The sequence below is a fragment of the Methylobacterium sp. FW102-HT35C08 genome (assembly GCF_058790235.1).
In genome coordinates this window covers 1,473,006-1,486,351 of sequence record NZ_JBYTCL010000002.1, presented here as the reverse complement: position 1 = coordinate 1,486,351, position 13,346 = coordinate 1,473,006, and the positions used below count along the sequence as shown (strand labels likewise).

At 71.0% G+C, this 13,346-nt stretch carries 12 protein-coding genes; 5 read left to right on the top strand and 7 right to left on the bottom strand.

The window, feature by feature from the left end:
* Positions 1-5: 5 nt before the first annotated feature.
* The 3 genes from treZ to AC3WSN_RS07150 all read right to left on the bottom strand — a co-directional run bounded on the left by treZ (position 6) and on the right by AC3WSN_RS07150 (position 5,913).
* The gene (gene treZ / locus AC3WSN_RS07160; protein ID WP_192709419.1) at positions 6-1,811 is read right to left on the bottom strand and encodes a malto-oligosyltrehalose trehalohydrolase; all 1,806 of its coding nucleotides are present in this window, start codon (positions 1,809-1,811) and stop codon (positions 6-8) included.
* A 508-nt stretch (positions 1,812-2,319) separates the two neighbouring features.
* The gene (glgX, locus tag AC3WSN_RS07155) at positions 2,320-4,437 is read right to left on the bottom strand and encodes a glycogen debranching protein GlgX (protein WP_492536926.1); all 2,118 of its coding nucleotides are present in this window, start codon (positions 4,435-4,437) and stop codon (positions 2,320-2,322) included.
* Between the two features lie 54 nt (positions 4,438-4,491).
* A complete protein-coding gene (locus tag AC3WSN_RS07150; protein WP_192709417.1) occupies positions 4,492-5,913 on the bottom strand; it encodes an alpha,alpha-trehalose-phosphate synthase (UDP-forming) in 1,422 nt (473 codons plus the stop codon).
* A gap of 476 nt (positions 5,914-6,389) precedes the next feature.
* Here AC3WSN_RS07150 and AC3WSN_RS07145 point away from each other — a divergent pair, with 476 nt between their 5' ends.
* The 4 genes from AC3WSN_RS07145 (at position 6,390) to AC3WSN_RS07130 (ending at position 8,675) form a co-directional block, all read left to right on the top strand.
* Positions 6,390-6,935, top strand: a complete 546-nt coding sequence (locus AC3WSN_RS07145) for a hypothetical protein (RefSeq protein ID WP_192709416.1) — start codon at positions 6,390-6,392, stop codon at positions 6,933-6,935.
* 4 nt (positions 6,936-6,939) lie between these two features.
* A complete protein-coding gene (locus AC3WSN_RS07140; protein ID WP_492536923.1) occupies positions 6,940-7,365 on the top strand; it encodes a phage holin family protein in 426 nt (141 codons plus the stop codon).
* 5 nt (positions 7,366-7,370) lie between these two features.
* On the top strand, positions 7,371-7,742 hold the full coding sequence (locus tag AC3WSN_RS07135) for a DUF3618 domain-containing protein (protein WP_192709414.1): 372 nt from the start codon (positions 7,371-7,373) through the stop codon (positions 7,740-7,742).
* Positions 7,743-7,844: 102 nt separating this feature from the next.
* Positions 7,845-8,675, top strand: a complete 831-nt coding sequence (locus AC3WSN_RS07130) for a hypothetical protein (protein WP_492536921.1) — start codon at positions 7,845-7,847, stop codon at positions 8,673-8,675.
* A gap of 149 nt (positions 8,676-8,824) precedes the next feature.
* On the opposite strand, the gene AC3WSN_RS07125 is transcribed toward AC3WSN_RS07130, so the two are convergent.
* Together AC3WSN_RS07125 and AC3WSN_RS07120 are read right to left on the bottom strand one after the other, a co-directional pair.
* Positions 8,825-10,333 carry a malonate--CoA ligase gene (locus tag AC3WSN_RS07125; protein ID WP_492536919.1) on the bottom strand — a complete coding sequence of 503 codons (1,509 nt, stop codon included), beginning with the start codon at positions 10,331-10,333 and terminating at the stop codon, positions 8,825-8,827.
* 74 nt (positions 10,334-10,407) lie between these two features.
* Positions 10,408-10,857, bottom strand: coding sequence for a monooxygenase family protein (locus AC3WSN_RS07120; RefSeq protein WP_192709411.1), 450 nt, complete (start codon positions 10,855-10,857; stop codon positions 10,408-10,410).
* Between the two features lie 53 nt (positions 10,858-10,910).
* Between AC3WSN_RS07120 and AC3WSN_RS07115 the strand changes: the two genes are divergently transcribed.
* A complete protein-coding gene (locus tag AC3WSN_RS07115) occupies positions 10,911-11,483 on the top strand; it encodes a TetR/AcrR family transcriptional regulator (RefSeq protein WP_373622464.1) in 573 nt (190 codons plus the stop codon).
* A 1-nt stretch (position 11,484) separates the two neighbouring features.
* On the opposite strand, the gene AC3WSN_RS07110 is transcribed toward AC3WSN_RS07115, so the two are convergent.
* The gene (locus AC3WSN_RS07110; protein WP_492536917.1) at positions 11,485-12,894 is read right to left on the bottom strand and encodes a malonyl-CoA decarboxylase; all 1,410 of its coding nucleotides are present in this window, start codon (positions 12,892-12,894) and stop codon (positions 11,485-11,487) included.
* A gap of 248 nt (positions 12,895-13,142) precedes the next feature.
* Complete coding sequence (locus AC3WSN_RS07105) at positions 13,143-13,334, bottom strand: hypothetical protein (RefSeq protein WP_192709409.1); 192 nt, start codon at positions 13,332-13,334, stop codon at positions 13,143-13,145.
* Positions 13,335-13,346 lie beyond the last annotated feature (12 nt).

The window sequence follows — 13,346 nt, the reverse complement described above, 5'->3', positions numbered from 1 at the left end:
GGCGCTCACGAGCGGGCCTCCGTCAGGAACACGCCCGCCCAGGAGGGCAACTCGCGTCCGGCCCTGTCCGGGGCGTTGGTCCAGACCACCCGGGCACCGCCCGGATCCAGCGCGAAGGGTGCGTCGCCGACATTGGCGACGAACCGCAGGGTGCCGGCGCCGAAGCGCCACGTGCAATCGACCACGTCGGCCCGCGGCAGGGTGGCGGCGGCGCCCTCGTAGCCGGACTTCGCCAGCGGCACGACGACGTCGCGGCGCAGGCCGAGGAGCCGGGTCGTCTCGGTCAGCACCTCGCGGTGGGGCGAGCGCTCTCGCTCGGACCAGTCGAGCTTGGAGGCCTCGAAGGTCTCGCGCTCGGTCGGATCCGGGATCTTCGAGGTGTCGTCCGCGAACGCCGCGAAGCTCTTGAACTCCCGGCGGCGGCCATCGCGCACCGCCTTGTTCAGGTCCTCGTCCGGCGCGAAGTCGACGAAGAACAGGAACGGCGCCGAGGCCGACCATTCCTCGCCCATCCAGAGCATCGGGATCTGCGGCGCCAGCAGGAAGCCGGCCCGGGCGAGGTCGAGCTTTTTCGGGTCTGCCAGATGGTTGAGCCGTTCGCCGAGCGCCCGGTTGCCGACCTGATCGTGGTTCTGCAGGAAGGTCACGAAGGCCGAGGGCGGCAGGTGCCCGGAAGGCTCGCCGCGCGGGTGGTTGTCGAGCGTGGCAAAGGGCTCGCCCTGATAGGCAAACCCCTCCGCGAGGCAGCGAGCGAGGTGTTCGACCGGTTTGTCGGCAAAGCTCTTATAGTAGCCGGCATCCTCGCCCGTGAGCAGGACATGCCAGCAATGGTGCAGGTCGTCGGCCCACTGGGCGTCGTGCATCTTCGGGCGCCCGGCGGCGTCCCGCTCCAGCCAGCGGGCCTGGTTGGCCTCGTTCTCCAGCATCAGGTGGATCTGGCGGTCCGGGAAGGTCTTGCGGACCGTCTCGCCGAGCTCGGCCAGGAAGTGGCGCGGCGAATCGTCGAGGATGGCGTGGACGGCGTCGAAGCGCAGGCCGTCGAAGCGGTACTCCTCCAGCCAGTACAGGGCGTTCTGGATGAAGAACTGGCGCACGGTGGCGCCGCTCTCCTTGCCGTCGAAGTTGATGCCCGCGCCCCACGGCGTCTGGTGGCGCTCGGTGAAGAACGTCTTGGCGTAGGCGTGGAGGTAATTCCCGGCCGGGCCGAAGTGATTGTAGACCGCGTCGAGATAGACCATCAGGCCGAGCCCGTGGGCGGTGTCGATCAGGCGCTTGAGGTCGTCCGGGCGGCCATAGGCGCCGTCCGGCGCGTAGGGCTGGACGCCGTCGTAGCCCCAGTTGCGCGAGCCCTTGAAGTCGGCGAGCGGGAGCAGCTCGATGGCGGTGACACCCAGCGCCTTGAGGTCGGGCAGCCGGGCCTGCAGGCCGGCATAGGTGCCCTCCGGCGTCGCGGTGCCGACATGGCACTCGTAGATCACCGCCTCCTCGAAGGGCCGCCCGGTCCAGCCCGCGTCGGACCATTCGAAGCTGCGCGGGTCGATCACCTCGCTCAGGCCCGACACGTCGTCGGGCTGGAAGCGCGAGGCGGGGTCGGGGGCCACGAGGTCGCCGTCGATGCGGAAGCCGTAGCGGGCGCCGGGCTTCACGCCGGGCAGGGCGGTGCGCCGCCAGCCGCCGCCGGATTCGGGCAGCGGGTGGTCGATACCGTCGACGACGAGGTCGACGCTCTGGGCGGTGGGCGCCCAGAGGGCGAAGCGCACCCCGCCCCCGACCATCTCGGCCCCGAATTCCATGCTGTGGGCGCGCCGCATCGGGCCACATTCCTCGTCGTTGGTCGCGCGCACCGGGGCACAAGCGCAGCAGGGTCATCTGTCGTGGGAGAAGGCCCCGGGCTCGATCCGGTTCCCGCACCGCAGCTATGGCGGGCGCGAGGTGTGGCAATGGGGGGACGGATGCCCGTGCGTCTCCCGCCCCCACAGAGGGGGATGGAGAGATGCGGGGGGCCGCTCGCGCTCAATCGTCACTGGAGACGTGTGAGGCCGGTAATCTGCGAGGAAGGGCAGACCGGGATCCGGCCGTCACCCTTATCGGTGAACGATCGTCGACGTCGTCAGCCGTCCTCGTGCCGGACATTCAAGCGCGCGCTTTGGATCCACAGATCGCCGCAAACCGCGAGAAACATTACGCATTCGGCCTCGGATGCCGAGGGTGCGGTCGGAGCCGATCCCGGTCTGGTCGATTCTTTGCCAGGACGGCGCCAGCATCGAGACCATCAGGCCATGGCGCGACAGATGCACGATCTGAAGACGAGAGCCCGTCCTACCGCTCCGGCACCCACCCGGTCCGGCTCCCGTTCTCCGTCCCCGCGGCGGTGAGCACCAGGACCGTGCGGCCCGGCAGCGGCACGGCGGCCCCCGCTTCGTAGGCCGGGGCGTCCGGCGGCAGCGCGCCGTCCGGCTCGCCCGCGTCGAAGACCGGCCTCCAGGGACCGCCGATCACCGGGGCGAGGTGGAACGTGAGAGGCCCCGCCCCGGCGTTGAACAGCATCAGGAGGCGGTCCCCCGGGCCGCCATCGTTGCCGATCTGCATGCCGAACACCTGGAGCCCGTCGTCGGACCAGTGGCGCCCCTCCATCTCGGTGCCCTCGGGGGCGAGCCAGTGCACGTCGCGCAGGGGCTCGTCCGGGTCGATCAGCGCGCCGGTGAAGAAGCGCTTTCGCCGCAGGGCCGGCTGGGCGTGGCGCAGGGCCAGGAGGTTGGCGACGAAATCCGTGAGCCTGGGATCGGGATCGGTGCTCCAGTCCATCCAACTCGTCGGGTTGTCCTGGGCGTAGGCGTTGTTGTTGCCGCCCTGGCTGCGGGAGCGCTCGTCGCCCATCAGCAGCATCGGCACACCCTGGGCCAGCATCACGGTGGCCAGCATGTTGCGCTTCTGGCGGGCGCGCAGGGCCAGGATCGCGGGATCGTCGGTGTCGCCCTCGATGCCGTAGTTGCGGCTGACGTTGTGGTTATGGCCGTCGCGGTTGTCCTCGCCGTTGGCCTCGTTGTGCTTCTCCTCGTACGCCACCGTGTCGGCCAGCGTGTAGCCGTCGTGGCTGGCGATGAAGTTGACGCTGGCGAGCGGCGAGCGCCCCGACGGCGCGAACACCTCGCGCGAGCCGGTCAGGCCCTGCGTGACCTTGGCGAGCGTGCCGGGATCGCCCTTCCAGAAGCCCCGCGTGGCGTCGCGGAACTTGTCGTTCCACTCGCTCCAGCCGCGCGGGTAGCCGCCGAGCTGGTAGCCGCCCTCCCCGATGTCCCAGGGCTCCGCCACCATCTTGACCCGGGCCAGGACCGGGTCCTGCGCCACCGCCTGGAAGAAGGCCGCCTGCGGGGTGAAGGCGAACGGGGCGCGCCCGAGGCTCGAGGCGAGGTCGAAGCGGAAGCCCGCGATGCCATAGGCGGTGACCCAGTGGCGCAGGGAATCGAGCACCAGCTGCATCACTCGCGGGTGGCTCGCGTCGAAGGTGTTGCCGCAGCCGGTGCAATCGAGATTGCGGCGCGGATCGGCGGGGTCCAGCTTGTAGTAGCTGGCATTGTCGATGCCGCGGAACGACAGGGTCGGGCCGGTGTGGTCGCCCTCGGCGGTGTGGTTGTAGACCACGTCGAGCCAGGTCTCGATCCCGGCGGCGTTCAGCTCCCGGATCGCCGCCTTCAGGCCGCCGAGGCCGCCCTCGCCCAGGTAGCGCGGGTCCGGCGCGAAGTAGCCGACGGGCTGATACCCCCAGAAATTGACCAGCCCCTTCTCGACCAGGAAGCGGTCGTCCGCGAAGGCCTGGATCGGCAGCAGCTCCAGGGCGGTGACGCCGAGCTTGACGAGGTGCGCGATGATCGCCGGGTGGGCGAGCGCCCCGTAGGTGCCGCGCTCCGCCTCGGGGATGTCGGGATGGGTGCGGGTCAGCGCCTTGACGTGCGCCTCGTACACCACCGTTTCGGCGAGCGGCCGGCGCACCGGAGCCAGCGCGAGGTCGGGCACCTCCGGGGCGGTGACCACGCATTTGGGCATGTAGACCGCGCTGTCGCGCCGGTCGATGCGGTCTTCCCGGCCCCGGCGGTGCCCGTAGAGCGCGTCGTGCCAGCGGATCTTTCCGCGGATCTCCCGCGCATAGGGGTCGAGCACCAGCTTCGAGGCGTTGAACCGGTGCCCGTTCGCCGGATCCCAGGGCCCGTGCACCCGGTAACCGTAGAGCTGGCCCGGCAGCACCCCGCGCAGGTAGCCGTGCCAGACGTCGTCGGTCCGGCAGGGCAGCCGGACCGTGCGGGTCTCGTGCCGCTCTCCCGGCTCGAACAGGCAGATGTCGACCGCGGTGGCGTGCTCGGAGAACAGGGCGAAGTTGACGCCGCGCCCGTCGAAATGCGCGCCGAGCGGCGCCGGCACCCCGTCGTCGACGGCGATCATGCGCAGCGTCCGGTCACACGGAGGGCGGCGGGCGGAAGCAGCGGGCGGCGCCGGCTATTCGGCGGCCGCGGCGGCGGCGGGGGGCTCGCGCTCCACCGTGCGGAAATTCTCGAGTTCCGCCAGGAAATTGCGCGCCCACCAGTCGACATCCTCGCGGGTCATGCGCTCGACCATCGGCTTCCAGCGCGCCAGCCGCTCCGCCTTCGGCATGTAGAGTGCGGCCCGGATCGCCTCGGCGACCTCGAACCGGTCGTAGGGGTTGATCAGCAGCGCCTCGGGCAATTGCCGGGCGGCACCGGCGAATTTCGACAGGACCAGCACGCCCGGATCGTCCTCGGACTGGGCGACCACGTATTCCTTGGCGACGAGGTTCATGCCGTCGCGCATCGGCGTGACGAGGCCGACCCGGGCCGCCCGGTAGAGGCCGGCGAGCACCGGGCGGGGATAGGCCTTGGTGATGTACTGGATCGGCGTCCAGGCCGGGTCGCCCAGCGAGCCGTTGATCTCGCCGACCTTCTCGTTCACGTCGCGGGCGAGCTGCTCGTATTCCGGCACCTCGCTGCGGGATTTCGGCGTGATCTGGATGTAGGTGACGTTGCCGCGCTGGTCGGGATTGGAGGCGAAGAAGCTCTCCACCGCCTCCATCCGCTCCGGCACGCCTTTGGAGTAGTCGAGCCGGTCGACGCCGATCAGCAGCTTGCGGGTGCGCAGGCCCGCGATGGTCTCGCGCACGACCTTGTTGGCATTGGCCCTCTCGGCCGCCTCCTTGAAGCCGGCGACGTCGATGCCGATCGGGAAGGCGCGGATCCGGGTGCGGCGGCCGTCGACCATCAGTGAGCCACCGCCGAGCGGGATCGCCCGCTGGGTGTCGACGAGGTTGCGCTGCAGGTTCTGGACGTCCGCCTCGGTCTGCAGGCCGATCAGGTCGTAATCGACGATGGCGCGCAGCAACTCGCCGCTCGCCGGCAGAGAGTTGAACACGTCGGCGGCCGGCCAGGGGATGTGGTGGAAATAGCCGATCGGGTTGTCGAGCCCGAGGCCGCGCAGCTCGGCCGCGAGCGGCAGCAGGTGGTAATCGTGCACCCAGATGATGTCGTCGGGCTCGACCAGCTTGGCGAGCGCGCGCGCGAAGGTCCGGTTGACGCGGCTGTAGCCGGCGTAGTCCGAGCGCGAGAAGGCGCCGAGCCCGAGCCGGTAATGCATGATCGGCCACAGGGCCCGGTTCGCGAAGCCGGCGTAATATTCCAGGTGGTCCTGCGGCGAGAGATCGACCACCGCGTACTGGACGCGGCCCCGGTCGATCAGGGTCGGCTCCTCGGAGGGCTCGTCCGTGATGGTGCCGCTCCAGCCGAACCACAGCCCCTCATAGGCCGTGAAGGCTTCCTTGACCGCGACGGCGAGGCCGCCCGCCGCCACCGCCTTGCCGCCCTCTTCCGGGACGGCGACGCGGTTCGATACGATCACAAGGCGTGCCACGCGGGTCGGCTCCGGATCAGGGGCGCGGGTCGGGTCGAGGATCTCGCCGCGCCTGCATCGGGACTTCAACTATATGTCAGAACGCGCGGAGGCTCTGCGCGATCCTTTGTTGTGTCTTGGGCGACCCAAGCCGGGGCGACCCAAGCTGAGGCAACCCAAGCGTGAAGCCGGGCGCGGGTCAAGTCGAGGTCGTGCCGTTCCCCGACAGGGCGACCGCTCCGTCCCGAACCGAACCGGCTCGCGCCCCGCCCGACGAGTCGGGCGGGGCGGCGTCGCGCAAGCGTGACGGTTCTGCCGGACGCTGCCTGAACGCGGACTGAGCGGTGCTGCGGACCGCCGGTGCGCGATGCGGTCCGGAGCGTCGAGTCCACCGGAACCGGTGTCACCCCAATCGGTTACTCAGCCATCGCGGGGGCCGCGGTCGCCGCGGCCGCCGCGAGCGGCGCCGACCCTGCGTCGCGAGGAGTGTTTTCGAGATGGCCGGCAACGAGTTACCGCAGGATACGCCCAAGGACACGCTCGCGGATCCGCTCCGCGAGACGTCGCACGCGACGGCGCATGAGGCGCCGCACGGGTCGGCGGATGAGCGCGCGCAGTGGCGCGCCCTGCAGGGCGATGTCGAGGGGCTGGCCGACGTGGCGGCGGAGCGCGGGCGCGGGCTCCTCGACGCGGCGCGGCTGCAGGCGCAGTCCTATGTCGAGCAGCGCAAGAGCGACGCGGCACAGTCGGTCCACGATCTCGCCCAGACGATCCGCAATTCCGGCCGCGACCTCGGCGACAAGCCGAACGTGCGCGCCTTCTTCGACAGCGCCGCCGACGGTCTGGAGCAGCTCGGCTCCTCGATCGAGCGCCGCAGCCTGGGCGACTTCTACAACGAGGCTGAATCCTTCGCCCGGCGTGCGCCGGTGGCGGTCGCGGTGGGCACCTTCGTGGCCGGCCTGATCGCCGCCCGCTTCATCAAGTCGTCGAGCCTGCCGCCGGAGGCGCCGGAAGGCGACGCCCGCGACAGCTTCCGGGCCTGACGTCATGGCCCAGGGTTCCGATCCGCGCCAAGCCGGTCCCTCTGCTGGCCCCTCCAGCATCCAGAGCCTGATCGGCGACGCCCTGCGGGAGACCAACGAACTCGCCCGCAAGGAGATCGCGCTGTTCCGCGCCGAGATGGCGGGCAACATCCGCCAGCTCATCGTGGGCCTGGCCTGCATGGTCGGCTCGGCGGTGTTCGCCGTGGTCGCCTTGCTGGTCCTGATCGGCGCCCTCGTGAAGTGGCTTGCCACGGTCGTGGGCTCCGAGTGGCTCTCTGCCCTGATCGTCGGTGGCGTGCTGCTGGTCATCGCCGTCGGGATGGCCCTGTGGGCGCGCAGCGTTCTCTCCCTCTCGACCCTGGCCCCGACGCGCACCACGCGCCAAGTTCGCCAGGATGCCCAGGCTTTGTCGGAGCGTGTGTCCGGATGAGTACGATGAACGACCTCGAGAAGGAGATCGAAGAGAGCCGTGCCCGGCTCGATGACACGATCGACCGCATCCAGGGGCGGCTCTCGGTGCCGAACCTCGTGGACGAGATGCTGGGCAATGCCCGGCGCGTGCCGGCCCTGAACAGCACCTACGATTCGGCCCTGGAGGCGGTGCGCCGCAACCCCGTGCCAGTGCTGCTGATCGCGGCCGGTGTCGGCCTGCTGTTCAACCGAATGGCGCGCGACGCACAGCGCCGCCGCACGGAGGTTTCGGCCGAGCGCGTGCCGACCCTGAACACCGGTGCGGCCCGCGGTTACGACCCCGATCTCCCGACGGTTCGCCCGGCCCGCGATCCGCTGGACAGGACCGAGATCTGACGACCGGGCGGGACCCGGGACGAGACCCACGCGCCCGGCTGGAAGGCCGGGCAAACCGGCGCCGAGCACGGACCGCCGAGACCGATATCTGAGGACAGCGCCATGACCGACAAGCCGGGCATCCCGACCACGCCCTCCAGCATTCCCGAGCAGCTCGCCGCCGAGGCCGCGATGCCGCATGGCTCCGGTGACAAGGGCCTGCGGCCAGATCCGGCCGGGCTCGGCGATCCGGGCGCGCCCGGCACCGCGGCGGGCGACTTCACCCTGCGACCGGACCCGCACGGCCGGCACGACCCGCTCCCCCAGGGCGCCACCCCCCTCTCGGCGGGCGGCACGTCCGGCACGACATCCGGTGGCTCGTCCTCGGCAGAGGATGCGGCGTCCGCCGCGAAGGACAGCGTCCGGGCGGCGAGCGACCGCGCCGCCGACCTCGCCGGGCAGGCGCGTCGGACCGTGTCGGACTTCGCCAACGACATCAACGACCGCCTCGGCGGTGCGGCCGATCAGGCCCGCGACCGCGCATCCGCGGCCTACGACGACGCCCGGGAACGGGCCGGCCTCCTCCACCGCCGCAACATGCGGGCATTGGACGACCTGACGAGCCAGGGGATCGACGGGATCCAGCGCGGCCGCACCACCGTCGAGCGGTTCGTGGACGACAACCCGCTGCTCGTCGGCGTGGTCGGCGTCGCCGCCGGCCTGCTGCTCGGCGCGCTGCTGCCGCGCACCCGCCAGGAGGACCGGAGCATCGGTCCCTGGGCCGACGAGGTGCGCGACCAGGGCCTACGCTACGCCCGCGAGGTGACCAATATCGGTCGCGAGTTCGTCCAGACTGCCCTCGATCCGGACAACCTCAACGCCGCCGCCCGCAAGGTGGCGGATCCGGACGGCCACAGGCCGCCGGAGGACGAGCGGACGCAGCACAACCTCTGATCCGCGGGCTGGAGCTTCGCTCCGTCGGGGCTCCCGGCACGGTCATCACGCGCGAAGCCAAGTGACCCAGCGTTGCGCGACGTCGAGAGGCGTCGCGTGGCCTGGGTTGCTTCGCTCCGCCCGCAAAGACGGCGTGGCGGATCGGAGCATCAGCCCCGGTACAGCTCCGCATGCGCCTCGCGGAGCAGGTTCTTCTGGACCTTGCCCATGGTGTTGCGCGGCAGCTCGTCCACGAACAGGACGCGCTTGGGGCATTTGAACCGGGCGAGCCGACCCTCCAGGGCGGCCTGCACGCCGGCCTCGTCGGGGCATCCGGCACCGCCCACCACCACGGCGGTGACGGCCTCGCCGAAATCTGGATGCGCCAAGCCGATCACCGCGGATTCGACCACGCCCGGCAGCGCGTCGATCTCGGTCTCGACCTCCTTCGGGTAGACGTTGAAGCCGCCCGAGATGATCAGGTCCTTGCCGCGCCCGACGATGTGGACGTAGCCCCGCGTGTCGACCTTGCCGAGATCGCCGGTGATGAAGAACCCGTCAGCCCGGAACTCGGCCGCGGTCTTCTCGGGCATGCGCCAGTAGCCCTGGAACACGTTCGGGCCCTTCACCTCGATCATGCCGACCGAATCCGGGCCGAGCACGCGCCCGCCCTCGGGATCGACCACTCGCAGAGCGACGCCCGGCAGCGGGAAGCCGACCGTGCCGGCGACCCGGTCCCCGTCATAGGGATTCGAGGTGCTCATGTTGGTCTCGGTCATGCCGTAGCGCTCGAGGATGGCGTGGCCGGTCCGGGCCTGCCACTCACGATGCGTCTCCGCCAGAAGCGGCGCCGAGCCCGACACGAACAGCCGCATGCCCCGGGCCGCCGCGGGCGTGAGGCCCGGCTCCTTGAGGAGGCGGGTGTAGAAGGTCGGCACGCCCATGAGCACGCTGGCCCGCGGCATCAGGCTCAGGATCAGCTTCGGGTCGAGCCGGGGCAGGAACAGCATGGATCCGCCGCTCGCCAGCACCGTGTTGGTCGCCACGAACAGGCCGTGGGTGTGGAACACCGGCAGGGCGTGGATCAGCACGTCGTCGGCCGAGAACCGCCAGAATTCGACCAGGGTCCGGGCATTCGACGCCAGATTGTCGTGGGTCAGCATGGCGCCCTTGGAGCGCCCGGTCGTGCCCGAGGTGTAGAGGATCGCCGCGAGATCCTCAGGGCCCCGGGGGACGTCGGCGAACTCACCGTCCTGCCGGTCCGCGGCCTCGGCGGCGCTGCCGCCGCCCACGGCGTCGAGGGTCCAGATCTGGCGGACCTTCGCGGCGGCCTCCGCCAGCGCGTCGCGCTTGCCAGGATCGCAGACGAACACGCTGGGCTCGGCGTCACCCAGAAAGTAGCCGATCTCCGCCGGCGTGTAGGCGGTGTTGAGCGGCAGGAACACCGCCCCGGCCCGGACCGCGCCGAGATACAGGAAGATCACCTCGGGGCTCTTCTCGACCTGCACGGCCACCCGGTCGCCGGGCTGGACGCCCGCCGCCCGCAGGGAAGCCGCGTAGGCGCCGGAGCGGGCGATCAGGTCCGCGTAGCTGTATCGGCGGCCCTCCGGCGTCTCGATCACAGTCTTGGCGAGATCGGGAACGCCGTCCCGCACCAGGGAGAAGAGATGGTTCGTCATCGTGAGGCTGAGCTATCACGGGCTGCGTGTCTCGCGCACCCATAGCCGCCTGGAGGGCCTTTGGGCGAGCCCTTTCAGGCGGCCAGCCGCTGCCGCGACGACAGGAAGGCGCCGTCCGGGGTACGCTCGGGGGCGAACAGCCCGAGACCGGTGGGCGCGGGCATGCCGACATAGATCGCCTCCATGCCGCGCCGCCCGTAGGCCTCGTGCCAGAACCCGGAGCCCTTGGAATCCCGGGAGAAGTCCCGCCACCATGTGCGGTGCGGCTCCGACCGGGTGAAGGTCTCCAGGCTCTCCAGATCGCGCCAGTACTGGCGCATGCCGACATGCGTCAGCCCGAAGAACAGGTTCTCGTGCGCCAGCAGCCCGTCCGGTTGGCTCCGCACCGAGGCGGCGATGCCGCGGCCGAGGCCCATCAGCGCGAGCAGGCCGCGCCAGCGGGCGACCCGGAAGCCGAGATACACGACCACAAGGTCGGGATAGCCGGAGAGATCCACGGACCGGCGAACGGGAGCGCCTTGCATGAGTCAGCCTCCTGGGCTTGTATGCAGTGTAAACATGCGGTGGTCTGCGTACAGTGTCAACATCGATTTCGGACAGGACCTATCACCATGGCGACCTGCGTGCGGCGCTGGTCGCGGCGGCCCTGGATCTCCTGGAGACGGCGGGCGAGGCCGCGTTGTCGCTGCGCGCGGCGGCCCGGGCCTGCGGCGTCTCGGCCATGGCGCCCTACCGTCACTTCGCCGACAAGGAGGAACTTCTCGAGGCCGTCGCGGCCCGCGGGTTCGCGGATCTCGCCGCCTGTCTGGAGGCCGCCGACAGCTCGGCGACGGGGGCCCAGGCGCTGGCCGCGCAGGGGGCGGCCTACGTGGCCTTCGCCTGCCGGCGCCCGGCCCTGTTCCGGCTGATGTTCATGAGGCCCTGCCGGACGCCGGGCAAATCGCGGGCCTACGGGATCCTGGAGGAGCGGGCGGCGACCCTGGCGGGCCCGGGGATGTCCGCCGAGGACCTGACGCTCGCCGCCTGGTCGCTGGTCCACGGGCTCGCCGCGCTGATCCTCGATCGCCGGGTGCCCCTGGAGGGCGCGGCTGCCGAGGCCGCAGCCCGGCGGATCACCCTGTCCTTCTCCCGGCTGACGGCGCGCGGCTGAATCAGGCCTCGGCGAGCACCACGGCCCGCGGCGGCGGCAGCTTGGCGCGCAGCTCCCGGGTCACCGCGGGGGCCGCGACCACGGTGCCGAGATTGGCGTAGGTCTCGTGGTTCCGCTCGATGGCGGCGAGGTCGTAGAGGTAGTTGACCATCAGGCCGTGCGACTGCGCGAGGCCCTTCTTGGAGGTGTCGCCCAGGAAGTTGATCCGGTCGAGGCGCGCGCCGTTGCCGAGATGGAACCGGGCTACCGGGTCGAGGGGGCGCCCGCGCTCGTTCTTGGCGCGCAGGAAATAGGCCGCCGCCGCGGGGATCAGCGCCCGGCGCACCGTCTCGGCTCGGGTCTTGTCGGCGGCCCAGTCCGGATCGTCCAGCGCCCGCAGGGTCTCGACATCCTCCGGCAGCAGGCCTTGCGGGCTGTCGGCGCGGCGCTCCCGCGCCAGCCACGCGGCGAAGCCCGGCACCGGCGACAGCGTCACGAAGGTCTTGAGCGTGGGGATCTCGCGGGTGAGATCCTCGACCACCTGCTTGATCAGGAAGTTGCCGAAGGTGACGCCGGCGAGCCCCTTCTGGCAGTTCGAGATCGAGTAGAACACCGCCGTGTTGGCCGCCTGCGGCTGCAGGGGCTTGCGCGCCTGCGACAGGATCGGGGCGATCGCCGAGGCGATCTCTCCGGTGAGCGCCACCTCCACGAAGATCAGCGGCTCGTCGGCCAGAGCCGGGTGGAAGAACGCGAAGCAGCGCCGGTCCGGCGGCTCGATCCGGGCGCGCAGGTCGTCCCAGTCCGCGATGGCGTGGACCGCCTCGTACCGGATGATCTTCTCCAGGATATGCGCCGGCGTAGTCCAGTCGATGTGGCGCAGCACCAGAAAGCCGCGGTTGAACCACGAGGCGAACAGGTGCTCGAAATCGCAATCGAGACTGTCGACCGCATCCATCAGGGCCGGGTCGGCCTCGTCGCCGGCGCGCAGCGCCCGGCGCAGGTCGAACAGGTCCTCGCGCATCCGCACGAGGCTGAGCGTCCCGCCACGGGCGAGGTTGAGGCGGCGGATCAGCTCCTGGCTGCGCGGCTCGGCGGCCTCGTGCAGGCTGCCGAGGCGGGCCCGCGACGGGGCGGCCCGGTAGGCGGCGATCGCCGCGTCGACGGCGGCGTGGTCAGCGTCGAAATCGAGGGCGATGGCCCGCAGGAAGGCGTGGCGCTCGGCCTGGCCGAAGCTGGCGTAGCGGTCGAGGATCAGGCGGGCCAGGGCCACGCCGGAGGCCTCGCCGCGCCGGGAAATCAGGTCCTCGCACAGCTTGACGAGGTCGCCGGCGCTCGCGCGGGACGCGATGTCGCCGCGCCCGATGCCGATCAGGTCGCGGCCGCGCTCGCTGATGGTCTGAAGCAGGTCGCCGAAGAAGGAGATCGCCGCCATGACCCTTGCACTGACCCCCGCCGGTTCGGACCTGAAGCGCCTCCGGCCCCGCGACACCGGCTCGTCGATCGGAGGCGTGCGGAACCGGGTCCGTGAACCGCCGGCCTCCGCGCGGAGGCCGGATCAGCCCCCCGATCCTGGGGGACATTCTACGGCGGCGCGCCGTCCGCGACCAGAGCTTGAGCGTCGCGGATGGCGGAAGCCCCATCCTGTCGGGCCGGGATGAAGGTCCTGTGACGGGCTGTGGCTCAGAGCCGCTCGGCCACGGTGGCGAGGTCGGCCCGTTCCCGCCAGTCGCCGACGCCGTGCTGACGGGCGAAGCGGAGCTCGGCGGCGCGGCGGGCGCGCTCGGGATCGCGCGCCCGTGTGATCTCGACCGAGCCGATCGTGAACGGCACCCCGAGGATCTCCTTGGCGAAGTCGACGCGGTAGTTCGGCATCCCGTACTCCCT